Source organism: Thermus thalpophilus, assembly GCF_022760915.1.
Classification (GTDB): Bacteria; Deinococcota; Deinococci; order Deinococcales; family Thermaceae; genus Thermus; species Thermus thalpophilus.
In genome coordinates, this window is sequence record NZ_JAKTNS010000009.1 from 17890 (window position 1) to 43601 (window position 25712).

29 protein-coding genes and 2 tRNA genes are annotated in these 25712 nt (G+C 67.1%); 12 read left to right on the forward strand and 19 right to left on the reverse strand.

Annotated features, from left to right (window positions below; all coding sequences use genetic code 11):
• The first annotated feature begins 5 nt into the window (after positions 1–5).
• Entirely contained in the window at positions 6–923 is a 918-nt protein-coding gene (locus L0D17_RS04760) for a peptidylprolyl isomerase (RefSeq protein ID WP_243094121.1), read from the forward strand.
• Here L0D17_RS04760 and L0D17_RS04765 read toward each other — a convergent pair.
• From L0D17_RS04765 to L0D17_RS04780, 4 genes are read right to left on the reverse strand one after another with little or no spacing between them, the layout of a single operon-like run.
• Positions 920–1768, reverse strand: coding sequence for a nitrilase-related carbon-nitrogen hydrolase (locus L0D17_RS04765; RefSeq protein ID WP_423247948.1), 849 nt, complete (start codon positions 1766–1768; stop codon positions 920–922). The two genes, L0D17_RS04760 and L0D17_RS04765, sit on opposite strands and share 4 nt — an antisense overlap.
• 15 nt (positions 1769–1783) lie before the next feature.
• Complete coding sequence (locus L0D17_RS04770) at positions 1784–2527, reverse strand: sulfite exporter TauE/SafE family protein (protein ID WP_243094123.1); 744 nt, start codon at positions 2525–2527, stop codon at positions 1784–1786.
• On the reverse strand, positions 2524–3180 hold the full coding sequence (locus tag L0D17_RS04775) for a rhodanese-like domain-containing protein (RefSeq protein ID WP_243094125.1): 657 nt from the start codon (positions 3178–3180) through the stop codon (positions 2524–2526). Before L0D17_RS04775 ends, L0D17_RS04770 begins: the two co-directional genes overlap by 4 nt.
• Positions 3181–3191: 11 nt before the next feature.
• A complete protein-coding gene (locus tag L0D17_RS04780) occupies positions 3192–4628 on the reverse strand; it encodes an MBL fold metallo-hydrolase (protein WP_243094127.1) in 1437 nt (478 codons plus the stop codon).
• A 172-nt stretch (positions 4629–4800) separates the two neighbouring features.
• On the opposite strand from L0D17_RS04780, the gene pdo reads away from it, so the two are divergent.
• Genes pdo through L0D17_RS04795 form a run of 3 tightly spaced genes read left to right on the forward strand, consistent with a single transcriptional unit; the run spans position 4801 to position 6651 of the window.
• On the forward strand, positions 4801–5490 hold the full coding sequence (gene pdo, locus L0D17_RS04785) for a protein disulfide oxidoreductase (RefSeq protein ID WP_243094128.1): 690 nt from the start codon (positions 4801–4803) through the stop codon (positions 5488–5490).
• A 1-nt stretch (position 5491) separates the two neighbouring features.
• Positions 5492–5863 (forward strand): rhodanese-like domain-containing protein, encoded by a 372-nt coding sequence (locus tag L0D17_RS04790; protein WP_039456401.1) that lies wholly within the window; start codon positions 5492–5494, stop codon positions 5861–5863.
• Positions 5863–6651 carry a TlpA disulfide reductase family protein gene (locus tag L0D17_RS04795; protein WP_243094130.1) on the forward strand — a complete coding sequence of 263 codons (789 nt, stop codon included), beginning with the start codon at positions 5863–5865 and terminating at the stop codon, positions 6649–6651. Before L0D17_RS04790 ends, L0D17_RS04795 begins: the two co-directional genes overlap by 1 nt.
• Here the strand turns inward: L0D17_RS04795 and L0D17_RS04800 are convergent.
• The 6 genes from L0D17_RS04800 to L0D17_RS04825 form a co-directional block, all read right to left on the reverse strand.
• Positions 6648–8021, reverse strand: a complete 1374-nt coding sequence (locus L0D17_RS04800) for a SpoVR family protein (RefSeq protein WP_243094132.1) — start codon at positions 8019–8021, stop codon at positions 6648–6650. The two genes, L0D17_RS04795 and L0D17_RS04800, sit on opposite strands and share 4 nt — an antisense overlap.
• Position 8022: 1 nt before the next feature.
• Entirely contained in the window at positions 8023–9084 is a 1062-nt protein-coding gene (locus L0D17_RS04805) for a DUF444 family protein (protein WP_243094133.1), read from the reverse strand.
• Positions 9081–12272, reverse strand: coding sequence for a serine/threonine protein kinase (locus L0D17_RS04810; RefSeq protein WP_243094134.1), 3192 nt, complete (start codon positions 12270–12272; stop codon positions 9081–9083). The genes L0D17_RS04805 and L0D17_RS04810 overlap by 4 nt, the downstream gene beginning before the upstream one ends.
• A gap of 137 nt (positions 12273–12409) precedes the next feature.
• The gene (locus tag L0D17_RS04815; RefSeq protein ID WP_243094209.1) at positions 12410–12895 is read right to left on the reverse strand and encodes a CPBP family intramembrane glutamic endopeptidase; all 486 of its coding nucleotides are present in this window, start codon (positions 12893–12895) and stop codon (positions 12410–12412) included.
• Positions 12896–12960: 65 nt separating this feature from the next.
• Complete coding sequence (locus tag L0D17_RS04820) at positions 12961–13239, reverse strand: Lrp/AsnC family transcriptional regulator (protein ID WP_243094137.1); 279 nt, start codon at positions 13237–13239, stop codon at positions 12961–12963.
• A gap of 7 nt (positions 13240–13246) precedes the next feature.
• The gene (locus tag L0D17_RS04825; RefSeq protein ID WP_243094138.1) at positions 13247–13930 is read right to left on the reverse strand and encodes a metallophosphoesterase; all 684 of its coding nucleotides are present in this window, start codon (positions 13928–13930) and stop codon (positions 13247–13249) included.
• A gap of 23 nt (positions 13931–13953) precedes the next feature.
• On the opposite strand from L0D17_RS04825, the gene L0D17_RS04830 reads away from it, so the two are divergent.
• From L0D17_RS04830 to L0D17_RS04855, 6 genes are all read left to right on the forward strand, one after another.
• Positions 13954–14388, forward strand: a complete 435-nt coding sequence (locus L0D17_RS04830) for a regulatory protein RecX (RefSeq protein ID WP_243094140.1) — start codon at positions 13954–13956, stop codon at positions 14386–14388.
• A gap of 9 nt (positions 14389–14397) precedes the next feature.
• On the forward strand, positions 14398–14835 hold the full coding sequence (locus L0D17_RS04835) for a type II toxin-antitoxin system RatA family toxin (protein WP_243094141.1): 438 nt from the start codon (positions 14398–14400) through the stop codon (positions 14833–14835).
• A 92-nt stretch (positions 14836–14927) separates the two neighbouring features.
• The gene (locus L0D17_RS04840) at positions 14928–15200 is read left to right on the forward strand and encodes a stage V sporulation protein S (protein ID WP_014515944.1); all 273 of its coding nucleotides are present in this window, start codon (positions 14928–14930) and stop codon (positions 15198–15200) included.
• On the forward strand, positions 15197–16396 hold the full coding sequence (locus L0D17_RS04845; protein WP_243094143.1) for an RsmB/NOP family class I SAM-dependent RNA methyltransferase: 1200 nt from the start codon (positions 15197–15199) through the stop codon (positions 16394–16396). Before L0D17_RS04840 ends, L0D17_RS04845 begins: the two co-directional genes overlap by 4 nt.
• Positions 16393–17178, forward strand: coding sequence for a pyrroline-5-carboxylate reductase (gene proC / locus L0D17_RS04850; RefSeq protein ID WP_243094144.1), 786 nt, complete (start codon positions 16393–16395; stop codon positions 17176–17178). Before L0D17_RS04845 ends, proC begins: the two co-directional genes overlap by 4 nt.
• Entirely contained in the window at positions 17179–17706 is a 528-nt protein-coding gene (locus tag L0D17_RS04855) for a hypothetical protein (protein WP_243094146.1), read from the forward strand. It begins immediately after the preceding gene.
• Here the strand turns inward: L0D17_RS04855 and L0D17_RS04860 are convergent.
• From L0D17_RS04860 to rpsB, 8 genes are all read right to left on the reverse strand, one after another.
• Positions 17687–18319: a glycosyltransferase family 2 protein gene (locus L0D17_RS04860; RefSeq protein ID WP_243094148.1), complete on the reverse strand. Its 633-nt coding sequence runs from the start codon at positions 18317–18319 to the stop codon at positions 17687–17689. The genes L0D17_RS04855 and L0D17_RS04860 overlap by 20 nt on opposite strands.
• Entirely contained in the window at positions 18319–19329 is a 1011-nt protein-coding gene (locus L0D17_RS04865; RefSeq protein WP_243094150.1) for a M50 family metallopeptidase, read from the reverse strand. Before L0D17_RS04865 ends, L0D17_RS04860 begins: the two co-directional genes overlap by 1 nt.
• Positions 19326–20429: a 1-deoxy-D-xylulose-5-phosphate reductoisomerase gene (gene dxr / locus L0D17_RS04870; RefSeq protein ID WP_243094152.1), complete on the reverse strand. Its 1104-nt coding sequence runs from the start codon at positions 20427–20429 to the stop codon at positions 19326–19328. The genes L0D17_RS04865 and dxr overlap by 4 nt, the downstream gene beginning before the upstream one ends.
• A complete protein-coding gene (locus tag L0D17_RS04875) occupies positions 20426–21256 on the reverse strand; it encodes a phosphatidate cytidylyltransferase (protein ID WP_039456446.1) in 831 nt (276 codons plus the stop codon). The genes dxr and L0D17_RS04875 overlap by 4 nt, the downstream gene beginning before the upstream one ends.
• 69 nt (positions 21257–21325) lie before the next feature.
• The gene (frr, locus tag L0D17_RS04880) at positions 21326–21883 is read right to left on the reverse strand and encodes a ribosome recycling factor (protein ID WP_039456448.1); all 558 of its coding nucleotides are present in this window, start codon (positions 21881–21883) and stop codon (positions 21326–21328) included.
• Between the two features lie 12 nt (positions 21884–21895).
• Positions 21896–22600: a UMP kinase gene (gene pyrH / locus L0D17_RS04885; RefSeq protein WP_243094154.1), complete on the reverse strand. Its 705-nt coding sequence runs from the start codon at positions 22598–22600 to the stop codon at positions 21896–21898.
• A gap of 55 nt (positions 22601–22655) precedes the next feature.
• The gene (tsf, locus tag L0D17_RS04890) at positions 22656–23246 is read right to left on the reverse strand and encodes a translation elongation factor Ts (protein WP_243094155.1); all 591 of its coding nucleotides are present in this window, start codon (positions 23244–23246) and stop codon (positions 22656–22658) included.
• A complete protein-coding gene (gene rpsB, locus L0D17_RS04895) occupies positions 23243–24028 on the reverse strand; it encodes a 30S ribosomal protein S2 (protein ID WP_243094158.1) in 786 nt (261 codons plus the stop codon). The genes tsf and rpsB overlap by 4 nt, the downstream gene beginning before the upstream one ends.
• Positions 24029–24193: 165 nt before the next feature.
• Here rpsB and L0D17_RS04900 point away from each other — a divergent pair.
• Both L0D17_RS04900 and L0D17_RS04905 read left to right on the forward strand, forming a co-directional pair.
• Positions 24194–24268 (forward strand) — tRNA-Ala (locus tag L0D17_RS04900).
• Positions 24269–24311: 43 nt separating this feature from the next.
• On the forward strand, positions 24312–25553 hold the full coding sequence (locus L0D17_RS04905) for a Gfo/Idh/MocA family protein (RefSeq protein ID WP_243094159.1): 1242 nt from the start codon (positions 24312–24314) through the stop codon (positions 25551–25553).
• 23 nt (positions 25554–25576) lie between these two features.
• Here L0D17_RS04905 and L0D17_RS04910 read toward each other — a convergent pair.
• Positions 25577–25670 (reverse strand) — tRNA-Ser (locus L0D17_RS04910).
• Positions 25671–25712 lie beyond the last annotated feature (42 nt).

Sequence of the window (25712 nt, forward strand, 5' to 3'; positions counted from 1 at the left end):
GGGGCATGCGCGCTCTTCTTCTTGCCCTAGCCCTTATCCTAGGCCCTTTGGCCGTGGCCCAGGAAGACCCCGTGGTGGCCCAGGTGGGGGGTGAGGCCCTCACCAAGAGCCAGTTTGAGCTCCGTTTTGGCCTGTTCGCCAAAAGCGCCCTAAGGCAACTGGGCCTTCCCGACACGGAGGAAACCCGGGCCCTCCTCGCCCAGTACCGGCAAAAGTACCTGGAGGCCTTGGCCGAGGAGCGGGCGCTATTGCAGGTGGCGAAGGCCAAGGGATTTTGGCCTAAGCCCGAGGCGGTGGAGGCCCAGGTGCAGGCCCTCCTGGAGTCCTTCCCCGACGAGAACGCCTTGGCGGAGGCCCTGAAGGGGGCGGGGCTTCCCGATGTGGGAACCTACCGCCTTCTCCTGGCGGAGGCCTTGGCCCTCGAGGCCCTGGAAGGGCACTACCGGGAGAAGCTTCAGGTCTCCCCCGCCGCCCTAAAGGCCCTCTGGCTCCTTTCCCCGGAGTACCGCCGCGGCACCCTCTACTGCGCCCGGCACATCCTCCTGCCCACCCTCGAGGCGGCCCGGGAGGCCCTAGGCCGCCTGGAGAAGGGGGAGCCCTTCCCCCAGGTGGCCCAGGCTCTTTCCCAGGACCCGGGCTCCAAGGAGGCGGGGGGGGACTTGGGGTGCGCGCCGGAGGGCACCTACATCCCCGCCTTTGAAGCGGCCCTTTTGCGCCTGAAGCCCGGGGAGGTGTCCGGCCCGGTGGGGACCCAGTTCGGCTTCCACGTCATCCTCCTGGAGGCGGTGAAGCCCGCGGGCCGCTACCCCTTGGAGGAGGTGGCGGAAGAGCTCGCCTTGGGCGTGAAGGACCTGGCCTGGGAAAAGCTAGCCAAGGCCCTCATCCGCCCCTATGCCATCCGGCTTTTCCCGGAAAGGCTTTAGGGGAAGTGGAGGAGGGCCGCGTCCCCCACGGGGCTTTGGGCCAAGGCTAGGTCCTTGCCGGGGGCGTAGATGCCGCTTCGCCCCTCAAAGGTGAGGCCCAGGATCCTGCCGTTGAGCATGGGGTTTAGGAGGAGCCGAAGGTTTTCCCGGCCCAAAAGCCGCCCCCTAGCGGAGGTGAGCCACGCCTCCCCTTCCGTGCGCTCGGGGTCCGGGGGCCAGGGCCTATCCCAGGGGGCGGGGTTGGCGGAGGGTTGGAGGAGGACCTCGGCCCCCAGGGCGTCCAGCCGGGCCAGGTGCCGCTCAAAGAAGCCGTCCAGGCAGATGAGGATGCCCACCCGCCCGGCTTGGGTTTCCACCAGGTGGGGGCCAAAGCGCCCCCCCTTGAGCCAGCGCTCAGGGGGAGTGCGCTCCATCTTGGGCACCTGGGCCAGGAGGCGGCCCTCGGGGTTATAGAAAAGGGCCAGGTTTTGGAAGAGGGGGCTTCGGGAAAAAAGGCCCCGGGCGAGCTCCTCCTCGTAAGGCGGCGAAAGGAGGCTTCCTGCAAGGAGGTACGCCCCAAAGCGCCTCGCCGCCTCGGCCATGACCCGGTGGAGGACCGCGTAGGCCCGCCGGGCCCGCCGCCAGGGGAGGAGGGGGTTTTTTAGGAGCTCCCCCCAAGCAAACTCCCCCTCCAAGTGGAGGAGGAGGGGGAGGCCGAAGAGCTCGGGGAAGGCGGCCAGGCGGGGGGCGGGGGTGCCCTTTAAGGGGCTTAGGAGGCCGTGGACCCGCTCCCGGAAGGCTTCCTCCGTGCGGTAGGCCTCCGGCAGGACCTGGGCTTGCACGGCCAGAAGGGTGCGGAACGGCACCCCCTTAGGATACCCCTAGAGGCTTTGCGCCACGATAAAAACCCCCATGGCCACCAAGAAGAGGGCAAAGCCCCGCTTGAGGGCCTCGTGGGGCACCTTTAGGGCGAGCCTTCCCCCGAGGAGGCTTCCCAGGAAGCCCACGGCGATGAAAAGCCCCGCCACGGGGTAGTTCACGGCCAGGCCGTACTCGGGCAGGAGGTGGAGGTACTTGTAAAACCCGGCGAAGGACTTGAGGGCGATGATGAGGAGGCTTGTGCCCACCGCCAGGTGCATGGGAAGTCCACCCAGGAGGACCAAGGCGGGCACGATTAAAAACCCTCCCCCCACCCCCACGAACCCCGTGAGGGCCCCCACCCCTAGGCCCTCCAGGACGATCTTCCAGGCCTTGCGCTTCCCCCCTCGGGCCAGGGGGAGGGGCCGGGCCATAAAGTAGGCGGCGAGGAGCATCACCAGGGCGAAGACCAGGAGTTGCACCTGGCCGGACACGTAGCGGGAGAGGAAGGCCCCCAAATAGGTGCCCGCCATCCCGGGGAGGCCGAAGAAGAGGACGTTCCGCCAGTCCACAAGGCCCCTTATGGCGTAGGGGGTGGCCCCTAGAAGGGCGATTCCCCCCACCACGAGGAGGCTTTCGGCGATGGCCTGCTTGGGAGGCTCCCCCAGGAGGTAGACCAGGACGGGCACGGTGAGGATGGAGCCCCCGGAGCCCAAAAGCCCCAAGGAGAGGCCGATGAGGAGGGCGCCAAGGAGGGCGAGGCTCATCGCTCCAGAGGAAGGCCCGAGGCGGCCCAGGCGTAGGTGCCGCCTTCCAGGTTGTAGACCTTCTCCCCGTCAAAGCCTTGCTCCACCAGGAAGTCCGCCGCCACCCCCGAGCGGTTCCCGGAGTTGCACACGAGGAGGATGGGCCGGTCCTTGGGAAGCTCGGCCAGGCGCTGGGGGAGGGTGGAAAGGGGGATGTTCACCGCCTTGGGCACGTGGCCTTCCCCGTATTCCCAGGCCTCCCGCACGTCCACCACGAAGGCTTCCTCCAGGAGCTTGGCCGCCTCCAGGGGCCCCACTTCCCGGTAGGGGGTGGCGGCGTAGCCCACCTCCACCGGGGTGGTGTCCACGGGAAGCCCGGCGCGGTACCAGCGGACGATGCCCCCCTCCAGGTTGTAGACCGGGTAGCCCTGGGCGCTAAGCCAGGCCGCCGCCTGCCAGGAGCGGTTGCCCGTGCGGCAGTAGAGGACCACGGGCTGGTCCTTGGGGATTTCCTGGTAGCGGGCCATGAACTCGGAAAGGGGAAGGAGGCGGGCCCCGGGGATCCTCGCCTGGGCGTACTCCTCCACCTCCCGCACGTCAAAGAAGGGCACGCCCTGGTCGTAAAGGCGTTTGGCCTCTTCGGGGGAAAGGTCTTTCACTTGCGTCTCGTACATGGGTCGCCTCCTTAGGCCGTCACCAGCTCTTCCCCCTTCACCACGGGGAAGCCCGCCTCCTGCCAAGCCCTAATCCCCCCGGTGAGGTTGAGGGCGTTGTGGACGCCGCGGGCGAGGAGGGCGGAGATGGCGGTGCTGGAACGGTCCCCGCCCACACAGTGGACGATGAGGGGCTTGTCCTTGGGGAGTCTATGCAGGTGGGCCAGCACGCGGCCTGCGTGGATGTTTAGGGCCCCCGGAATGTGGCCGGCGAGGTGCTCGTCCCGGCCCCGCACGTCCAGGATCACCGCCTCGCCCCGCTCCCAAAGGGCCTTGGCCTCCTTGGCCGTGATTTGGGGGACGGTTTCCAGCTCCCCTTGGGCGTAGCCCTCGAGGCCCGGGATATACCCCACCACCTCGTCCAGCCCGATGCGGATGAGGGCCCGGGTGAGGGCCTCCACCTCGGAGGGGTGGGCCAGGAGGATGAGGGGCCGATCGTAGGGCAGAAGCCAGCCCGCCCAGGTGGCGAAGTTCTTCCCGGCGGGGATGTTGATGGCCCCCTTCATGTGCCCCCCGGCGAAGGCGAACTTGTCCCGGGTGTCCACCAGGATGGCTCCCTTCTCCAGCCAGCGGAGGAACTGGGCCTGGGTGAGCCGCCCAGGGTGGGGGACGCCGCCCAGGATGGGCATGCCGTCCCGGTTGAGCCGCTTCATCTCCTTGAAGTAGGTGGGGGCCTCGGGCTGGCCTTGGAGGAGCGCCTTCACGAAGCCCTCTTCGTCGTCCCGCTCCAGGTACTCCGCCCACCAGGCGTAGCGCCGCTCGTAGCCCACGGTGGTGGCGGGAAGGGCCCCTAGGGCCTTGCCGCAGGCCGACCCCGCCCCGTGCCCCGGCCAAACCTGCACGTGGTCGGGAAGGATGAGGAACTTCTCCTTGAGGCTTCGGAACATGCGCCTTGCCCCGGGCTCCGCCGTGCCCTTAAGCCCAGCCGCCTCCTCCAGGAGGTCGGGCCGGCCCACGTCCCCCACGAAGACGAAGTCCCCGGTGAGGAAGAGGAGGGGCTCCTCCGTCACCGCCCCGTCCGCCACCAGGAAGGAGAGGTGTTCGGGGGTGTGGCCCGGGGTGTGGACCGCCTTCACCCGGATGTTCCCCACCCTAAACTCGTCCCCGTCCTTGAGGAGAACGTGGGGGAAGCCCTCGAGGCCCCGGTACTTCCAGTTCTCGTCCCCCTCGTCCGAGAGGTAGAGGGTGGCCCCCGTGGCCCTGGCCAGCTCCCGGGCCCCCGAGAGGTAGTCGGCGTGGATGTGGGTTTCGGCGATGGCGGTGATGCGCAGGCCCAGGCTTTGGGCGAGCTCCAGATAGGTGTCCACGTCCCGCTTGGGGTCCACCACCAAGGCCTCCCCGGTGGCGGCGCACCCTAGAAAGTAGCTCATCTGCGCCAAACCTTCCTCGTAGATTTGCCGGAAGATCATGGGTTTACCTCCTAGGCGGGACCTTTGTCCCCACGCCCCGAAGATACCCTATGGGGGTAATAGGTGTCAAGCCGGGGCAACGTGAGGTCTATCTCTATGAAGGCGGAGCGCCATCTGCTATATTTGTCAAAGGACGTACCCCTACGGGGGTATCCCGAATAAGGAGGAAGCGATGCCGTTACTGGGACCGAAGGAGCAAGAGATCGTTCGCGAGCGGCTTTCCAGCCTCAACCGGGACGTGGAGATGGTGCTTTTCACCGACTCCTCCACCCTCATCGCCCCGGGCAAGGAGCCCTGCCTCTACTGCAAGGAAACCAAGCAGCTTTTGGAGGAGCTCGCCGCCCTTTCCGACAAGCTTCACCTGGTGGTTTACGACCTGGCCACCCCTGACGGGCAGGAGATGGCCAAGGCCTACCGGGTGGAGGCGGCCCCCACCCTGATCCTGCGGGAAAAGGGCTCGGAGGCCATCAACCTCCGCTACCGGGGGATCCCGGCGGGCTACGAGTTCGCAAGCCTCCTCGAGGACCTGGAGATGCTGGGCCGCGACGGGCACGGCCTGCCGGAAAACGTGGTCCAGGAGCTCAACGGCCTTCCCGAGGAGGTGCGGCTCCAGGTCTTCGTCACTCCCACCTGCCCCTACTGCCCCCAGGCGGTGCGCACCGCCCACCGCCTGGCCTACGCTTCTCCCAAGGTGTGGGGCGAGATGATTGAGGCCAACGAGTTCCCCGAGCTTTCCAACCGCTACCACATCCACGGGGTGCCGGACACCATCATCAACGAGGGCAAGGAGCGGGTGCTGGGAGCCCAGCCCCTTTCCCAGTTCCTCCAGGCCATCCGCAAGGCCGTGGGGGTACAGGCCTAACATGACCCGCCGCGCCCTTCTGGCCCTCCTTCCCCTCCTCCTCATCGCCTGCGGCCCCAAGGGGAGCTACCAAAACGTAGGCCCGGAGGAGCTCTACCGGGCCTTGAGCGCCGGGGCCTATGTGGTGGACGTGCGCACGCCCCAGGAGTTCGCCCAAGGCCACGTGCCTGGGGCGGTGAACCTCCCCGTGGAGGAGGTGGCCCGCTGGGCGGACAGCCTCCCCAAGGATAAGCCCGTCTACCTCTACTGCCGTAGCGGCAACCGCAGCCGCCAGGCGGCGGAATACCTCAAGAAGAAGGGCTACACCAACCTCTACAACGTGGAAGGGGGGGTGCTGGCCATCGCGCGGGCGGGCTACCCCCTGGTCCGCTGATGGATGCCCTGCAGCTGGGGCCTTTCGCCATCCCCTGGGCCCGGGTCCAGGTGGCTTTGGCCCTCCTCGCCGGGGTGGTGGTGGCGGAGGCCCTCGCCCGTAAGGTGGACAAAAGGCTCGCCCCTTGGGCCTACAACGCCCTCCTGGTAGGGCTTTTGGGGGCGCGGCTTGGGTTTGTCCTGGAAAACCTTTCCGTCTACGCCCGCGACCCCCTTTCCGTCCTCTACGTCTGGCAAGGAGGCTTTGACCCCCTTTGGGGTATCTTGGCTTCGGGAGGGTACACGCTCATGGTCTTGCCCAAACATCTTTGGCGCTACGCCCTGGTGGCCGCCTTGGCGGCGGGCCTCGTGGCGGGGCTTTTCCTCCGGGGGGGTGCCCGGCAGGAGGTGGGGCTTCCCGCCCTCACCCTTACCACCTTGGGGGGTACCTCGGTAAACTTAAAGGATTTTCGGGGCAAACCTCTGGTGCTCAACGCCTGGGCCACCTGGTGCCCCCCCTGCCGCCGGGAACTCCCCATGATGGTGCGCGTGAGCCGGGAAAACCCCGAGGTGCGCTTCGCCTTCGTGAGCCAAGGGGAAGGCCCGGCGGTGGTGCGGAGCTTCCTGGAACAGGAGGGCTTGGCGGCGGACTGGGTCTTGCTGGACCCGGAAACCAGGCTTTCCCAGGCCCTCGGGGTGCAGGGCCTGCCCACCACCTTCTTCTTTGACGGGGAGGGGCGGCTCGTGGCCCGGCACCTGGGGGAGCTTTCCGAGGCGTTGCTTTTAGGCTACCTGCGGGTGTTGCGCTAGGCCCCGGCGGAAAGGAGCCTTTCCTTGCCCCCCACCACGGTCTTCAGGTGGACGGGGCGGCCCCAGAGGCGGTGGAGGTTTTCCAGGACCGCCTGGGTCTTCTTCAGGTCCAGCTCCACCCCTTCGTAGGCGTGGACCAAGAGGAGCTCGCCCCGGTTCTGGTAATTGGCGTCAAGAAGCTCCACGATGGGGTAGCCGGCGTTGGTGAGGCGGCAGAGGAGGGCCTTTTTGGCCTGGGGGAAGGTTTCCAGGTCCTGCGGGGAAAGGAGGCGCTGGCGCAGGGCGAACTCGGGGGTGAGGAACTCCTCCAGGAAGCTCAGGTCGGTGTGGAGGGTGCGCACCTGGAAAAGCTTCCTCCGCCCCTCGCCCGTGGGCCTCTCGTAGCGGAGCCTTTCCCCGAGGGGAAGGGCCTCGTACTCCGGGCCGAAGCGCCCCTTGTTATAACGTTCCTCCACCTCTTGCAGGAGGAGGTAGCCCAGGCGGTAGGGGTTGAGCCCGTGGGGGGCGAGGAGGCCCGCCTGCAACTCGGCGAACTCCACCGCCTCCTCCGGGGTGAGGAGGGGGAGGAGGATCCGGGTGTGCCAGTACGTGGCCCAGCCCTCGTTGAGGATCTTGGTGGCCGCTTGGGGCACGTAGTAGAGGCTTTCCTCCCGGATGATCTCCAGGATCCCCTTCTGCCAGGGGGCCAGGGGGGCGTGCCGGGCCAAGAACCCCAGGATGTCCCGGGTGGGCTTTGGGGGCAGGGGCTTGGGCTTGGCCCCCTCCTCCGCCTCCTTGGGAAACTCGGGGGGTGGGTTGACGAAGGGGTCCAGGTAGGGGCGGACCCGAAGGCGCTCCGGGGCCTTTTCCTCCTCTTCTTCCTGGGGCCTTTGGATGTAGGGGGCGTGGGGGTCAATGAGGTTCTCCAAGGAGAGGGCCAGGTCCAAAAACTCCTCCACCGCCTTGGCCCCGTGCCGCTCCATGGCCTTTTCCACGTAGGTGGCGTGGTGGGCCATTTCGCTGAGCATGTCCTTGGGGATGGGCTTGAAGGCTAGGTTGTGGTGGAAGAAGTCGGCGTGGCCGTAGACGTGGGCCATGACCAGCTTCTGGGCCAGGGGCGTGTTCCCCCTTAGAAGGTAGGCCTGCACGGGGTGGGTGTTCACCACCAGCTCATAGATGCGCCCGAGGCCGTAGCGGTAGGTTTCCCGGTGGCGCAGGTACTCGCTTCCCCAGCGCCAGTGGGGGTAGCGGCGGGGGAAGCCCCCGTAGGCGGCCAGCATGGCCATCTCCTCGGGGGTCACTTCCTCAAAAAGCACAGGGGGGAAGGAGAGCCCTTCCGCTTCCGCCCTTTCCCTTAGGCGCTCGGCCCACTGGCGAAGCTCCCTATCCACGCTACCCTCCCAAAAGGTGCCTTAAGGCGACGGGCAGGTCCTCCCGGCCCCGCACCTCGGCGGTGGCGAGGCCCGCCTGGCCCGCCAAGGCCTCCCGCACCTCCTCCAGGAAACGGCCCTGGCCGTAAGGCCCCTGCACCTGGGCGTAGCCGTAAAGGGCGAGGGTGGGAAGGAGGCGGCGCAGGGCCTCGAGGGCGATGGGGGTATCCCCTTGCCAGTTCTCCCCGTCGGAGAAGTGGTAGAGGTAGCGGTTGTAGAAGGCCTCGGGATAGGCCTTGAGGATCTCCTCGGCCAAAAGGAGGGCGCTGGAAAGCCGGGTGCCCCCGCCTTCTTGGGCGCGGAAGAACTCCTCCTCAGAGACTTCCCAAGCCTCGGCGTCGTGGAGGAGGTAGCGCCTTTCCAGGCGGGGGAAGTGGCGCTTGATCCAAAGGGTGATCCAAAAGGAGAGGGTCTTCACCAGCCGCAGCTCCTCCTCCCGCATGCTCCCGGAAACGTCCAAGGCGAAGAGGACCACCGCCTGGGCGTGGGGCTTGGGCCGCTTCTTGGGGGCCTTGTAGCGGAGGTCCTCCCTTTCGGGAACCAGGCGGGGTTCTTCCAGCCGATACTCCCCGGTGAGGAGGGCCCTCTTCAGGCTTTCCTTCAGGGTGCGGCGCACGTGGCGAAGCCCCCTTGGGCCCTTCCGGGCGATGGTGGCGTAGCGGAGGGCCTCCTCCGTCACCTCTCCCTCCCCCTTGGGCAGGAGGCGCGGTAGGCGCAGGGCCTCCCCCATGAGGTCCAAAAACTCCTCCAGCTCCAGCTCGGCCACGGGGATGTGCCCCCCAGGCCCTAAGGCCTCGTCCCCGGGCCCCCCAAGGCCCAGGCCCTCTCCCAAGGGTTCCCCGTAGACGATCTTGGGAAGTTCCAGCTGGGGCAGGGGGATGGAGACGAGCCGCCCGTCCACCTGGCCGAAGAGCTCCTCCCGGGTCAGGAACTCCCGGGCTCGCTTCCTCACCTCGCCCCGGACGATCTCCTTGAAGCGCTCCAGGTCGCGGGCGATGGGCAAAAAGCCTTCTCCAGGGGTCATCGCTCGCTCCGGGCGAAGAGGGAGGCGGCGAACTCCAAGACGCCAGCGGCGCAGTGCTCGCAGTAGCCGTGGTCGCGGATGAGCCTGGCCTTCACCACGTCAATCTTCGCCTGGGTTTCCGGGTCCACCACCCCCGAAACCAGGGCGGAAAGCCTTATGGTGTCCTTCTGGTCCTCAAAAAGCTTGAGCTCCAAGGCGCGGCGGAGGCGGTCGTTGTCCTTGTAGGTGAACTGCTTCCCCTCCAGGGCCAGGGCCCCGATGTAGTTCATGATCTCGCGGCGGAAGTCGTCCTTGCGGGACTCTGGGATTTCAATCCTTTCCTCCACGGAGCGCATGAGCCGCTCGTTGGGCGGCTCGGGGGCCCCGGTGTAGGGGTTTTTCACCTTCTCCCCCAGCACGTAGGCCTTCACGTGGTCAATGTAGTTGTGGAAGAGGCGGTTCAGGGCCTCCTCGTCGGCGGCGATGGCCCGTTGTACCTCGTTTTTCACGATCTCGGCGTACTCCGCCTTTACCTCCTGCAGGAGGGCCTTGTAGCGCTCCTTGGTCTTCTCGTCGGAGATCAGGGAATGGTGCTTCAGGCCCTCCTCCAGCTCGTTCATCACCATGAAGGGGTTGATGCAGGGCTCCTCGCTGGTGACCAGGACGTTGGAGATCTTGTCTTGGATGTAGCGGGGGCTAATGCCTTCCAGGCCCTCCCGCTTGGCCTCCTGCATCAGCTCCCGCACCGCCTCCTCCGTCCAGCCGGGGAGGAGCTTGCCGTCGTAGAGCTTGAGCTTCTGCATCAGGGTGAGCCCGGCCCGCCTCGGGGGTTCCAGCCGGGTCAGGACGGCCCAGGTGGCGGCCATCTCCAGGGTGTGGGGGGCGATGTGCTTGCCCCGCACCTTGGCGAAGTCCCGTTGGTAGATCTTCACCTCGTCGGAAACCCGGAGGATGTAGGGGACATCAATCTTGATGGTGCGGTCCCGCAGGGCCTCCATGTACTCGTTGGCCTGGAGTTTCCTGTATTCAGGCTCGTTCGTGTTGTGGCATACGATGCTCCCTACCCCACAAACAAAGTTGTGGAGCCCTTCGCAAGCGATGTCGTAAACCCATTCTCCCTGGGCGGGACGGCGGAATAGGCGGTGGGTGTACCGCTTGTGCCGGCCACCGGGCTTGCCCTCCCCAGAAACGTAGCGGATGCGGTAGGCGGGGGGTTTGCCGGGCCGGGGGTAGAAGTAGACGCTGTAGTCGTGTCCCAAAAGGCTTAGGAGAACCCCGACTTGGGCTGCCAACATGGGGGAGATGGTTTTGAACTCGCCGTAAAGGCGCTGGTATGCTTCCGAGCCCTTGCGTTGCGCCTGGCTAAGGGCACGCGACCCGTCGGTTTTGAGGAGTTCCTGCCAGGCGTGTTCCAGGTAGGTTTGGGGGAGGCGGAAGAGGAAGTCGGGGAGCCGCTTATTGGCTGCGCCCTTGCCGCAGTGGTGTTCAGCGAGGATCCGGATAGCCTCGGCACCCAGGTACAGCCGCCACGCGCTGTCTCGCTTAGAGCCTGAGTGGATGTAGCCCTTGGCGTCGGTGATGCGCTCATAGGCTGCTCTGACCCGCTCCAGTTCCTCCCGGTTGGCCGAGGAGATGACGATGCCCCCGTTGCGGGCATTCCCGTGCCCCTCGGTGGCGTACCAGATGAGAAGGGTGAGTGGGGCTTTAAGGTCTTCCTCGTCTTGGGGTAGGCGGTAGCGGGCTTTAAGGTTGGTGGCGTGGCGGGGAAGGTCTAGCCGAGCGAATCCGGTAGGCGAGGGGCGGGTGAGGCGGCGGGCGGCTAGGGCCAGGGTGAGTTCTTCCTCCATCACGAAGCCCGGTATCCCTTCTACCACGTTGATCTCCGAGGGCGGGGGGCAGAGGGGGGGTAGTTTGCGGATGGCGAGCAGCTCACGCCCCTCCTCGGGGTAGAAGACCTCCCCCTTTCGGTCGTAGAGGGAGTGGTTGGGCGTGGTCTCCACCACGCCCCACTTTTGGGCGGAGGTGAGGAGTTCCCCAAAGAAGCGGTGCCGGTAGAGGCCCAGCACCCGAGTCCAACGGACCTCTTTGGTTTGGGTGTCGTAGGCGAGGACCTCTAGACCTTCGGGCCGTTCCCCAAAGCGCTCGTGGAGCGCTTCCAGGGTTGTCCAGCCCGGTTGCCCCCGGTGGCGGAAGAGAATTGGGGTCCACCCTGCCACGCTGTGCCCGAGGATGATCTCATCTATGTCGGTCTGGGCAAACTTCTTGGACTTGATCTTGTGCTCCTGGCTGGCGGTGAGGAGGTCGTAGAGGAAGGCCACGTCCAGCTTCAGGATCTCAATGAACTCCACCAGGCCCCGGTTGGCGATGTTGAGCTCGCCGTCGAAGTTGAAGGCCCGGGGGTCGGAGTCGGAGCCGTAGATGGCCACCTTGCGGTAGTTGATGTCCCCGGTGAGCTCGGTGGCGTCCTGGTTCTTCTCGTCCTTGGGCTGGAAGGTGCCGATGCCCACCCGGTCCTTCTCCGAAAGGACCAGCCGCTTCACCCCCACCTCGTGCTCCAAGACCGCGGCCAGGTCCCCTTGGTGGCGGGCCAGGGCTTCCCGCATTTGGAAGCGGCACACCGGGCAGAGGTCCCCCTCCACCTCGAGGGGATACGGGTACTCGGGGTGAAGCGACCGTAGCTCCGCCAAGAACTCGTCCCGGATCTGCTTGGGCAGAAGGTGCAAGGGCTCCTCGTGCATGGGGCAGGGGAGGGGGCCCTCGGGTGTCTTCCAGTAGAAGGTGTAAAGCTTTCCCTCCTCCGTGCGGCTATAGGCTTCCAGCCCCTTCTTGAGGAGGCGGGCGATGGTGCTCTTGGCCGAGCCCACGGGGCCGTGGAGGAGGAGGATGCGCCGCTCGGGCCCCAGGCGGTGGGCCGCCGCCTTCAGGGTGGCCACCAGGCGCATGAGGGGCTTGTCCAGGCCGAAAATGGCGTCCTTGCCCCCCTCAAAGGGGTCGTCAAAAAAGCGGTAGTGGAGGAGCTTCTCCCGGAAGAGGGTGTACTCCTCCACCCCGTGGGCCAGGATCATGTCGTGGACCCGCTGGAAGCTGGTCCTCAGGGGCCTAGGGTCCTCCTTGAGGAGGCGCAGGTAATCGGCGAAGGAACCTTCCCAGCTTAGGGCCCGGTAGGCCTCGAGGTCCTGGCGGCGGCGAATGCGCTCCAGCTCGTTCATGTGCGCCCTCCTTCATAGGGGCTTGGCGGGAGTTGTCATAGCTTACCCCCATTGTAGCACGTCCCCGTGGGGAAATGTGGCCCGGGTCCTAGGCAAAAAGTCCGGAAACCCCCAAGATGTTAGTTTGGTTCAAAAGGCTAAGCTTCCCGCCAAAGCTCGTAAAACCCCCGGGCGTTGTGGAGGAAGTGGGCCAGGATGCCGGGGAGGAGGCTTTCCGTGAGGAGGTAGGCCCACCCGAAAAGAAGCCCGGCCACCCAGGTGTAGAGGGGGTAGGCGAAGGCCCGTCTGGGGGCGGGGTGGAGGAGGGCGAAGAGGAGGGCCTGGAGGAAGACCCCCACCCCTCCCAGCCAGGAGACCAAAAGGCCTTGCACGAGGCCCCGGAAGAACACCTCCTCCGCCACCCCGGAAAGGAGGGCCAAAAGCAGGAGGAGGGGAGGACCAACCCCCCCTTGTTTCAGCGCCCGGCCCAGCTCCTGGTGGAGGCTTTCCGCTTCCGCAAACGACCGGGGGAATAGGCGGCGGAAGAGGTGTTCCAGCCCCCAAAGGCCGAGAAGAAGGCCCAGGGCCAGCAAAAGGTCGCGCCCAAGGTGGGCTTCCCCGAAGGAAAGCCCCAGGAGGAGCATCCCCGAGGCCCCAAGGAGAAGGAGCCCTCCCTGGAGGAGGAGCAGGAACCTCAGGGGCAAGGCGCCTAGCCCTCGCCCAGGGAAAAGCCCTGGTCCAAGAGCTTCCGAGGGTAGGCGCGGAAGGCCAAGAGGGTTTCCGTGCGCTCCACCCCGGGAAGGCCCAAGATCCCCTGGGTCACGGCCTCGTCCAGCTCTTCAACGTCCTTGAGGCGCAGGAGGGCCACCAGGTCAAAGGGTCCGGTGACGGAGTAGACCTCCGCCACCTGGGGCAGCTCGGCGATGGCCTCGCCCAAGGCGGCGATGCGGTCCCCCCGGGCGCGGATGAGGACGAAGGCGGTGATCACGCCCCCATCATACGTCCAGGATCAGCTTGGGGCGGAAGCCCAAGGCGTCCGCCGCCACCAGGTGCAAGGGGATCCCCTGGTAGTTCTGCGGGAGCTTCCCGGGGTCGGCCCCGTGGAGGTGGCCGTAGACGATGGCGTCCGGCTTAGCCTCGGCGGCCCGTTCCAAAAGGGGCGTGGCTTCCCCCCCGGGGCCGAAGGGGGGAAAGTGGAAGGCCACCACCAGGTGGCGGTAGGTTTTCCCCGCTAGGTCGTTGAGGGAAAGCTTGAGCCTTTCCACCTCCCGGGCGAAGATCTTCTCGTCCTCGAGGCTTGCGGGCGGGTACTGCCAGCCCCGGGTGCCGGCCACCGCCACCCCTTCCAGGACCAGGGCGTCGTTTTGCAGGGCGTACATCCCCGGGGGCAAGACGGCGCGAAGGCGGCTGATGGAGGGCCACCAGTAGTCGTGGTTGCCCTTTAGGAGCACCTTCTTACCGGGCAAAGCGGCAAGGTCTAAGAGGTCGGGAATGGCCTCGCCGAGGCGCATGGCCCAGGAGATGTCCCCGGGGATGAGGACCAGGTCCCCTTCCCCCACCACCTCCCGCCAGCCCCGGAAAAAGGCCTCGGGATGTCCTTGCCAGGCGGGGCCGAAGACGCTCATGGGCTTGGGGTGAACGCGGGAGAGGTGGGGGTCGGCGATGGCATAGACCCGCATGGGCCATAGCGTACCCTAAAGGGGTGGGGAAGACGGAAGCTTTGGCCTACGCCTTTAGGCTCTTGGCCCGCCGGGGGCTGAGCCGGGCCCGCCTTCGGGAAAAGCTCCTCGCCCGCTTCCCCGAAGAGGAGGTGGAGGCGGCCTTGGTGCGCCTGGAGGAACTGGGCTACCTGAACGACCGGGCCTTCGCCGAAACCTTCGTGGCCGCCCGGCGCAAATACGGCCCCGCCAAGCTCCGCCGCCTCCTCTTGGCCCAGGGGGTGGCAGGGGAGGTGGTGGAGGAGGTGCTGGGGGAGGTGGGGGAAGCGGAGGTTTTGGAGGCGGCCTTAAGGGTGCTCCGCCGCTACCCCCGCCGGCACGAGCAGGCCAAGGCGGTGCGCTTCCTCCAGGGGCGGGGCTTTCCCCTGGGGGTGGCGCTGGAAGCCTACCGGCTTGCCAAGGAGGAGGAAAACGGGTAAAAAGGGCCCATGCCCGAGGTGCGCGCCGAGCGCTTCATCCCGGCCCCTCCCGAGAAGGTCTACGCCCTGGCCAAGGACTTGGAGGGGCTAAAGCCCTACCTAAAAGAGGTGGAAACCCTCAAAGTGCTCGCTCAGGAAGGTTCCCGCACTAGGAGCGAGTGGGTGGCGGTGGCCATGGGCAAGCGGGTGCGCTGGCTGGAGGAGGAGGAGTGGGACGACGCGAACCTCCGGAACCGCTTCTTCTCCCCCGAGGGGGATTTTGACCGCTACGAGGGCACCTGGGTGTTCCTGCCCGAGGGGGAGGGGACCCGGGTGGTCCTCACCCTCACCTACGAGCTCACCATCCCCATCTTCGGCGGGCTCTTGCAGAAGCTGGTGCAAAAGCTCATGCAAGAGAACGTGGAAAGCCTCCTTAAGGGCCTGGAGGAGCGGGTCCAGTCCGCCTAGTTGCGCAAGCCGCCCGTTTGTTCTACCATGGGCCCTGAAGCCGCCCATGTTTTTGCCGAACGGGGTGGCCTAAGAGCTTTCAGGAGGTCAAAGTGGAAACGTTGCGCGTCTCTTCCAAGTCCCGCCCCAACTCCGTGGCCGGCGCCATCGCGGCGCTTTTGCGCACCAAAGGCGAGGTGGAGGTGCAGGCCATCGGGCCCCAGGCGGTGAACCAGGCGGTGAAGGCCATCGCCATCGCTCGGGGCTACATCGCTCCCGACAACCTGGACCTGGTGGTCAAGCCCGCCTTCGTCAAGCTGGACCTGGAGAACGAGGAGCGGACCGCCCTGAAGTTCAGCATCAAGGCGCATCCCCTGGAGTCTTGAGGGCCGCGAACCCTAGGGCCCTGGCCCTCGCCCTCCTCCTCGAGGTGGAGCGAGGAGGAAGGGCTCAGCAGCTTTTAGACCGGGCGCTAGACCGGGTGGCTTGGCCGGAGCGGGACAAGGCCTACGTGACCCACCTGGTCTACGGCGCCTTGCGCCGGCTTCGGCTTTTGGACCATCTCCTCGCCCCCCACCTGCTCCGCCCTGAAGACCTGCCCCCCCAGGTGCGCTGGGCCTTGCGGCTTGGGGCCTTGGAGTGGCTCTTGGGCAAGCCGGACCACGCCCGGGTGAGCCCCTGGGTGGAGGCGGTGAAGGGGCGCTACCCCCGACTAGCTGGGCTCGTGAACGCCGTGCTTCGGCGCCTGGCGCCCCTCGAGGCCCCGGAGTGCGTGCGCCTATCCCTCCCCGACTGGCTCTGCGAAGCGTGGCGGGGGTTTTTGGGGAGCCTGGCTTTTGCCGAAGGCTTCAACGAGCCCGCGCCCCTTTTCGTCACCGCCGTGCGCCCGGTGGAGGGGCTAAAACCCGGGCCCATCCCCGATAGTTACGTTTGGGAAGGCCCCAAGGCCGACTTTCCCGCCCTCGGCCTCCAGCCGCAAAACCCCGCCTCCCTCTATGCCGCCCAGCTCCTGGAGGCGGGGCCGGGGGAGCGGGTCTTGGACCTCTGCGGCGGGGCGGGGCTAAAGGCCTTCCACCTGGCAAGCCGCGGGGCGGAGGTGGTTTCCTACGACCTAAACGCCAAGCGGCAGGAGGCGGGGAAGCGCACGGCGCAAAGGCTCGGCCTTCCGGTGGCCTACCGCACCCAAGACCTCACCCTTCCCATTCCCGAGCGGGCCAAGAAGGTGCTCCTGGACGCTCCCTGCACCGGCACGGGCACCTTCCGCGCCCACCCCGAGCTTCGCTACCGCCTTCGCCCCGAGGATCCAAGCCGCATGGCTGAGCTCCAGTTGAAGCTTTTGGAGACCGCCGCCTCCGCCACGGAGGAGGGAGGGGTGTTGGTCTACGCCGTCTGCTCCCTCACGGAGGAGGAGGGGGAGGGGGTGGCCCGGGCTTTCCTCGCTCGGCATCCCGAGTTCGTGCCCGAACCCTTTTCTTGCCCCTTCCCGGTGCTTCGGGAGGGCCTTGGGGTTTACGTGGCCCCGGAAGGAGGCCTGGACGGGTTTTATTACCTGCGCCTGCGGAGGGTAGACTCTAGGGCATGAGGCTTGCCTTTTTGGGCCTGGGCAAGATGGGCCGGAGCATCCTGAAAGGGGCCCTGGAGCGGGGCTTCCTCCGCCCCGAGGAGGTGGGGGTGGTGGGCCGCACGCCCGAGCGCACCCGGGAGTTGGCGGAGGCCTTCGGTATAAGGCCCTTGCAGGTCAAGGACCTGGCCCGGGCGGAGCGGGTGCTTTTGGCGGTGCAACCCCGGGACTTCCCCCACCTGGCCCCGGAGATCGCCTTTCCCCAGGTGGGCTACATCTCCATCATGGCCGGGGTGTCCACCGCGGTCCTTGCCCGCAGGCTGGACACGCGGCGGGTGGTGCGGGCCATGCCCAACCTGGCGGCGGTGATCGGGGAAAGCTCCACCGCCCTCACCGCGCTGCGCGAGGCCAAGGAGGCGGGGGATTTGGACTTCGCCCGGGCCCTTTTCGCCACGGTGGGGGACGTGTACGAGATCCCCGAGCACCTCTTTGACCCCTTCACCGCCATGTCCGCCTCCGCCCCCGCCTATTTGGCGGTGGTGGCGGAGGCCTTGGCGGACGCCGGGGTGAAGATGGGCATGCCGAGGGCCCTGGCCCTGCGCCTGGCGGCGGAGGCCTTGGCGGCCACGGGGGAACTCCTCAAGACCCGCCACCCCGCACAGCTCAAGGACGAGGTGGCAAGCCCCGGGGGCACCACCATCCACGGCCTTCACGCCCTGGAGGCCCGCGCCCTCCGCGCCGCCTTCTACGAGGCGGTGGAGGCGGCCACCCGGCGGGGGCACGAGCTGGGGGAGGCGGAGTAGGTGCGCTTCCTGGCGCTTCTTCCCCTTTTCCTCCTGGCCTTGGCCCAGGCCTTCCCCCCAGGGGGAGGCCGCTACGCCTACTCCGACAGGACGCTCCAGGAACTCCTCCCGCACCCGGAGGGCTTCCGCCTGCGCTACCGGAAGGAAGGGCGGGTATTCCGGGAAGACCGGCTCCGCCTCGCCCCGGAAGGGGTGTACCTCCTGGGGGTGAGCTTCCCGGAGGGGTATTTCCCCTTTGACCCTCCCCTCCTCCTCTACCCAAACCCCTTGGGTCCGGGGGTGGCCTGGGGGGGAAGCGCCCGCTTCCTTGGGCAACGGGTGGCCCTCTCCGCCCGGGTGGAGGGCGTGGAGGGGGTAAAGGTGAGGGCGGGTGCCTTCAACGCCTACCGGGTGCGGGTGGCCTACACCACGGAGAAGGGAGGAACCGACCTCAAGGAGCTCTACCTGGTTCCGGGCCTGGGGGTGGTGGCCTACCGGGCGGGGGAGGCTTGGGTGGAGCTCCTCCGCTTCACCCCAGGTGCGCCTTGAAGGAGTAGCGGAGGATCTCCCAATACATCCGCATCCGGTGGAGAAGCCCGGGGAGAAGGCCCCGCTTTTCCTCCTTCATCACCTGGCTCACCCCGGGAAGGGGCAGGTAGCGCACCCGCCAGCCCTGGGCCTTGGCGTGGCGGGTGAGGAGGAGCTCCAGGTCGTAGCGGGCTTTTTCCAGGCCCGGCACCCCCCGTAGCGCCCCCGTGCCCAGGGCCCTCTGCCCAGAGAGGAAGGGGGTGAGGCGCATGGCCAAATCCGTGGAAAGCCGCCCCCCCTGGAAGACGCCCACGGTCATCTCCGCCTCGCCGGCGCGCACGGGGTCCAGGAGGGCCTGGAGGTGTTCGGGCTTGAGCCCAAGGAGATCGGCGTCCAGGAGGATCACGTAAGGGGTGGCCACCCGCCCGAGCCCGGTGGCGATGGCCCCGCCCTTGCCCCGGTTCTCGGGGAGGCGCACCACCTCCGCCCCCGCCTCCTCGGCCCTTTGGGCCGTGCCGTCCTTGGAGCCGTCGTCCGCCACCACCACGGGAAAGCCCGCCTCCCGGGCCACCCGCACCACCCGGGCGATGGTGGCCTCCTCGTTGAAGGCGGGGATGAGGACCGTGGCCTCCATCAGCCCCCCAGAAGCCGCCTCAGGTCCTGGAAGGTGACCAGGAGGACGAGGAGGATGAGGAAGAGGAAGCCTAGGTAGTGGACCACCGCCTCCTGCTCGGGGCGGATGCGGAAGAGGCGGGCGAGGGCGAGGAGGAGGATCCGCCCCCCGTCCAGGGCGGGGATGGGGAGGAGGTTGAAGAGGGCCAGGGAGAGGTTGATGGCCGCCGCGAGCTCCACCAGGCGCAAAAGCCCCTCCTGCGCCGCTCTGCCCGTTTCCGCCACGATGCCCACCGGCCCCATGACCCCGCTATCCGGGTTGCCGGAGAGGACCCCAAGGAGCCCCCCCACCAGGGCCCGCACCATCTCCGGGCCGAAGGCCAGGGTGCGGCCCGCCGCCAAGGCGAGCCCTTCCCCAAAGCCCACCTTGCGGTAGACCACCTCCGGCTGGTAAACCACCCCAAGCCGCTCCATCCCCGCTTCCCAGGTGAGGGTGAGCTGGACCACTTCCCCCCGGCGCAGGAGGGAGAGGGTGTGGGTGCCGGGGGTCTTGACCCGCTCCAGGTCCTGGGGCCTTTGGAAGGGGGTGCCGTCCACGGCGAAGAGGACGTCCCCGGGCTTTAGCCCCACGCCTTCCGCCACGCTTCCCGGCACCACCTCCAAGACCACCGCCCGCCCCGTGGCCTCGGGCACCCCTTGGGCGCTGAAGAGGTAGCCCAAAAGCCCCCAGGCCAGGAGGACGTTCATCCCCACCCCGGCCACCAGGACGAAGAGCTTGCCCAAGAAGGGGAGGGTGTCGTACCCCCGGCCCCGCTCCTCGGGGAGGAGCCCCTCAATGTCGGCGTAGCCGCCCAAGGGGATGGCGGAAAGCCGCCACTCGGTGCCGAAGGCTTCCCGCCGCAGGAGGACGGGGCCGAAGCCCACGCTGAAGGCCTTGACCCGCACCCCCTGGAGGCGGGCGGCCAGGTAGTGCCCGAGCTCGTGGACGAAGACGCTCACGCCGATGATGAGGAGGAACCAAAGAAGGCTCATGTCCACCTCTTGGCCTCTTCCCGGGCCCAAGCGTCCACGGCGAAGAGGTTCTCCCATGTTAGGGGAAGGGTGGGGGTGGCTTCCAGGACCCGGGCGAGGATCGCTGGGATGCGGGTGAAGGGGATGCGACCCGCCAAGAAGGCCTCCACCGCCACCTCGTCGGCGGCGGAGACCGCCACCTGGGCCACCCCGCCCCTCCTTCCCGCCTCATAGGCTACCTCTAAGGCAGGGAAGCGGTTGGGGTCGGGCTCCAGGAACTCCAAGACCCCGGGGAGGGGAAGGTCTTTTAGGGGGGTTTCCGCCCGCTCGGGGTGGGTGAGGGCGTACTGGATGAAAAGCCGCATGTCCGTGGGGCCGAGCTGGGCTTTGAGGTTGCCGTCGGTGAAGCGCACCAGGCCGTGGACGTAGGCCTGGGGGTGGATGAGGACCTTGATCCTTTCCAAAGGGAAGCGGAAGAGCTCCTTGGCCTCCAGGACCTCGAGGCCCTTGTTGAAGAGGGTGGCGGAGTCTACGGTGACCTTGGGGCCCATCTTCCAACGGGGGTGGTTCAGGGCCATCTCCGGGGTCACCTGGGAGAGGTCCGCCGGTTCCTTGAGGAAGGGCCCTCCGCTGGCGGTGAGGATGAGCTCGGCCACGTCCTCCCGCCTTTCCCCCAAAAGGGCCTGGAAGAGGGCGGAGTGCTCCGAGTCCACGGGAAGGACCTCGGCCCCGTGGGCCTCCGCTTCCTGCCAGAGGAGGGGCCCCGCCGCCACCATGGCCTCCTTGTTGGCCAGGGCGAGGCGCTTGCCGCTTCTCACCGCCGCCCGGGTGGGGGAGAGGCCCGCCAGGCCCGGGATGGCCGCCACCGCCACCTCCGCCTCGAGGGCGGCCACCTCCTCCGGGGTGCCGAGCTTTAGCCCGGGAAAGCGCGCCTTGAGCGCGGGGTGCAAGCTTTCCTCCGCCGCCACCAGGAGGGGCTCCCACTCGGCGATCTGCTGGGAAAGCGCCTCCAGGTTCTTCCCCGCCGCTAGGCCCACCACCTTGTAGCCCCGCCAGCGGCAGACCTCCAGGGCCTGCCGGCCGATGGAGCCCGTGGAACCCAGGATCACGACCCTTTTCATGTGAAGAGCACCACCAGAAAGTACGTGAGGGGGAAGGTGAAAAGCAGGCTATCTATGCGGTCCAAAAGCCCCCCGTGCCCGGGAAGGAAGCGCCCGGAGTCCTTTACCCCGGCGAAGCGCTTGAGCATGGACTCCGCCAGGTCGCCCAGTTGCGCCGCCAAGGAGAGGAGGAGGCTAAAGAGCCAGAGCTCCAAAAGGCCGAAGGGAAACACCTCCCGCACCATTCCCGTGTAGGCCAAGAGGGCCAGAAAGCTCACCAGGATGCCGCCCAAGGAGCCTTCCAGGGTCTTCCCCGGGCTGATCTCCGGGGCGAGCTTCCGGCGGCCAAAGGCCCGGCCCACGAAGTAGGCCCCGATGTCCGTGGCGAAGCTGGCCACGATGGGGAGGCTTAGGGTCCAAAGGCCCAGGTGGCCATCGGGGGTTTCCCGCAGGAGGAGGACGTAGCCCAGGCTCCAAGGTAGGTAGAGGAAGGCGAAGAGGGTGAAGACGAAGCGGGTGAGGTCGGCGCCCCGAAGAAGCTCGTAGCTGAAGCTCGCCATGAGGAAAAGCCCCAAGGCCACCTCCCGCCAGGGGACCTGGGGAAAGTGCCAGTAAAGGGCGGGCAAGGAAAAGAGGTAGACGCCCACGCCCCCCAGGTAGAAAAGGGGCAGATTGAGACGGATGTCCCGCCGGGCCAGCATCTCCTTGAGTTCCAGCCCCCCCAGGAGGAGGACCAGGACCAAGGTGGGCAGGATGAGGGCCACCCCGGCCCAGAGGACGAGGAGGAGAAGCCCCGCCCCCACCAAGGCGGAAACCACCCGGGTGGGGAGGTCCTCCCGTCCGGTCATCCCGAACCCCCAGCAAAGGGGGGCGGCTTGCCCACCCCTAGCGCCGGCACCCCGCCCCTCGCCCTGGGCCTAGCCCAGGATCTCCTGCTCCTTCTTCTCCAAAAGCTCGTCCGCCTTGGCGATGAACTCGTCGGTGATCTTCTGGATCTCCGCCTCGGCCCGCTTGGTGTCGTCCTCGGAGAGGTGGAGGTCCTTGGCGAGCTTTTTGAGCTTTTCCAGGGCCTCGCGCCGGATGTTGCGGATGGCCACCCGGCCTTCCTCGGCGTAGTGCCGGGCCGCCTTGACGAGCTCCTTGCGCCTTTCCTCCGTGAGGGGGGGGATGTTGATGTAAAGGGCGTCCCCCTTGTTGGCGGGGTTGAGGCCGAGGTCGGAGTCGCGGATGGCTTTTTCAATGGCTTTTAAGGCGTTTTGGTCCCAGGACTGGACCACCAGGGTCCGGGCGTCCGGGGCGCTGACGGTGGCGATCTGGTTGAGGGGGACGTGGGTGCCGTAGTACTCCACCTTGAGGTGGAGGAGAAGCGCGGGGTTGGCCCGCCCCGAGCGCAGGCCCGCCAGGTTGTGCTCCAGGGCCTCGAGGCTCTTTTGCATGTGGCTTCGGGTTTCCGCGTACAGCTCCTTCAGGGTCATGGCGCCTCCTTTCTAGGTGTGGATGAGGGTGCCCACCTTTTCCCCCTGGATAATACCCACCAAGGCGCCCGGCTTGAAGATGTCAAACACCACGATGGGAAGCCCCGCCTCCATGCACAGGGTGATGGCGGTGGTGTCCATGACCTGGAGGCCGCGGTTTAGGACCTCCAGGTAGGTGAGCTCGTCGAAGCGCACGGCGTTTGGGTTCTTGCGGGGGTCATCGGAGTAAACCCCGTCCACCTTGTTCTTGGCCATGAGGACCACCTCGGCCCCCACCTCCAAGGCCCTGAGGGCGGCGGCGGTGTCGGTGGAGAAGAAGGGGTTGCCCGTGCCCCCGCCGAAGATGACGATGCGCTCTTTCTCCAGGTGCCTCAAGGCGCGGCGGCGGATGTAGGGCTCCGCCACCTGGGTGATGGTGAGGGCGGTCTGGACCCGGGTGGGGATGCCCAAGGCCTCCAGGGCGTCCTGCAGGGCCAGGGCGTTCATGATGGTGGCCAGCATGCCGATGTAGTCGGCGGTGGCCCGGTCCATGCCCACGCCTTGGCGGGCCCCGCGCCAGAGATTCCCAGCCCCGATGACGATGGCGAGCTGCACCCCGGTTTCGTAGGCGGCCTTGATCTCCCGGGCCAAGGCCTTGGTGGCCTCGGGCTCTATGCCGAAGCCGTTGGAGGTTAGGAACTCGCCGGAAAGCTTGAGGAGGACGCGCTTGTACTTCATGGCTCTAGGAAAAACCGGGGCCCTTGGGGTTTGGGCCCCGGCTTGGCCGCATGGCTTACGCCCCCAGTTCCAGGCGGCAGAAGCGCCGCACCACGATGTTTTCCCCGGTCTTGGCGATGGCCTCTTGGATGAGCTCCTTCACCTTGACCTTCTCGTCCTTGACGAAGGGCTGTTCCAGGAGGACCACCTCCTCCAGGTACTTCTTCAGGCGGCCTTCGGCGATCTTCTCGGCGATCTGCTGCGGCTTGCCCTCGTTGAGGGCGGCCTGGATGTAGATCTGCCGCTCCTTCTCCAGCTCCTCCGCCGGGATCTCCTCGGCGGAGATGTAGCGGGGGTTCATCATGGCGATGTGCATAGCCAGGTCCTTGGCCAAGGCCTGGAAGAGCTCGTTGCGGGCCACGAAGTCGGTTTCGCAGTTGAGCTCCACCAGGACGCCCACCCGCTGGTTGTGGTGGATGTAGTGGCCGATGATCCCTTCGCGGGCCTCCCGCTCCGCCTTCTTGGCGGCCTTCATGGCCCCCCGCTCCCGGAGGAGCTGCACCGCCTTTTCCTCGTTCCAGCCGGCGTCCTCGAGGGCCTTCTTCACGTCCATCATCCCGGCCCCCGTGGCCTCGCGCAGCTTCTTGATGAGTTCCATCTGGCTCATGCTTCCACCTCGTCCTCGCCGCCAAAGTCCTCGGTGGCCGTCTGGGCCTGGCGCTCCGCTTCTTCCACCAGGGCGTAGGAGGGGGAGGGCTCCACTACCCCGCCCCGGGCTTCAATGATCAGGTCCGCCGCCCGGGAGAGGATGAGCTGGATGGAGCGGATGGCGTCGTCGTTGCCGGGGATGATGTAGTCCACCAGGTCGGGGTCGGAGTCGGTGTCCGCCAGGGCGATGACGGGGATGAAGAGCTTCCTCGCCTCCCGCACCGCGATGGCCTCCTTGGTGGGGTCCACCACGAAGATGGCGTCGGGCAGGCGCTTCAGGCGGCGGAAGCCCGAGAGGTACTTCTGCAGGCGCTCCAGCTCGTGTTTCAGGCGCACCTGCTCCTTCTTGGGCCGCTCTTGGATGGCTTCGGAGCCGAAGAGGGCCTCCAGCTCTTCCAGGCGGTTCACCCGCTGGGCGATGGTCTTGAAGTTGGTGAGCATCCCGCCCAACCAGCGCTGGTTCACGTAGGGCATCCCCGCCCGGTCCGCCTCCATGCGCACGATGTCCTGGGCCTGCTTCTTGGTGCCCACGAAGAGCACCGTGCCGCCCCGCATGGCCAGGTCCTCGAGGAAGCGGAAGGTGCGCTCCAGCTCCACCATGGTCTTCTGCAGGTCAATGATGTGGATGCCGTTGCGCTCCGCATAGATATAGCGGGCGAACTTGGGGTTCCAACGCTTGCGCTCGTGGCCGAAGTGGACCCCGGCTTCCAAAAGTTCCTTCACGCTGATGTTTACAGGCATATTCCTCCCGTTCGGGGAAGGTTGGGCTTGGCGTTACCCGTGCGCCGGCCTCGTTCCCGCAGGACCTTCCCCTGCCTGACGGGCTGGTCCGGCACACCTCTCCGATTATAGGGGGGCTTTCCCCTTTGCGTAAGCCCCCCCTTTGGGCTATACTCCCTAGGGCATGGGGCGGTAGCTCAGAGGGAGAGCACCCGCCTTGCAAGCGGGAGGTCAGGGGTTCAAATCCCCTCCGCTCCACCAGGCACAAGGGCCGGGAAACCGGCCCCTTTTTTATGATGGCCCTATGGCCCCAAGGATCCTCTTTCTGGGGGCGGGAAACCGGGGTTTCGCCTATGCGCGCCACGCCACCGCCTTGGGGGCGGCGGTGGTGGGGGTGGCCGAGCCCCGGCGGGAGCGGCGGGAAGCTTTCCAGAAGGCTTTTGGGGTGGAGCGGGCCTTCACCACCTGGCAAGAAGCCCTGGATGCCCCGCGCATAGGGGAGGCCGCCATCGTGGCCCTCCCCGACCGCCTGCACAAGGAGGCGGCGGTGGCCCTCATGGAGAAGGGCTACCACCTCCTCCTGGAAAAGCCCATCGCCCCCACCTGGCCCGAGGTGGAGGAGGTGGCGAAGGCCAAGGCGAAAACCGGCCGCCTGGTGGCCGTGGCCCACGTTCTCCGCTACACCCCCTACGCCCAGGCCCTCAAAGCCCTCCTCCGGGAAGGGGCCATCGGGGAGGTGGTGTCGGCGCAGCACCTGGAGCCCGTGGGCCACTGGCACTACGCCCACAGCTTCGTGCGGGGGAACTGGCGGAAGGAGGCGGAGTCCAGCTTCTTCCTTTTGGCCAAGAGCGTGCACGACCTGGACTGGCTCCTTTTCCTCCTGCCGGGGGAGGTGGCGCGGGTGGCCTCCTTTGGGGGGCTTTACCACTTCCGGCCGGAGCGGAGGCCGGCTGGGGCGGCGGAGCGTTGCCTGGCCTGCCCGGAAGGGGTGGAGCGCCGTTGCCCCTTTTCCGCCAAGCGCATTTACCTGGAGGCCTTTGACCGGGGGGAGCGGGGCTGGCCCCTGGACGTGGTGGCCTTCCCCCTGACCCGGGAGAACCTCCTGCGGGCCCTGGAGGAGGGCCCCTACGGGGAGTGCGTGTACCTGGGGAGGAACGACGTGGCGGACCACCAGGTGGTGGTTCTGGAATACAAGGATGGCAAAACGGCGAGTTTCCACACGGAAGGGCTATCGCGGATGCGGTTCCGGGAGACCAGGCTTTTCGGCACGGAGGGAGAATTGTACGGGGATGGGCGGTACCTGCGCCTCTCTCACTTTGTGAAGGGGGAGCGGGTGGTAGACCTGGAGCTGGAGCGGGAAGGCTCCGTGCGCACCGGGCACGGGGGCGGGGACTTTGGGCTCATGCGGGCCTTCTTGCAGGCGGTGGCAAAGGAGGACGAAAGCCTCCTAGAGCCCTTCCCCGAGGCGGTCTACGCCCACCGCCTGGCCTTCCTCGCCGAGGAGGGGCGGCGTTTGGGAAGGGTGATGGAAACACAAGGCCCCTAGCCTTAGGGCTAGGGGCGCATTCTTGGCGGAGAGGGCGGGATTCGAACCCGCGAGGCAGGTTTAAGCCCGCCTACACGATTTCCAGTCGTGTCCCTTCAGCCGCTCGGGCACCTCTCCAAGCGCCGACCTTGAGTCTAGCAAGGCCCATTCCTAGCGTCA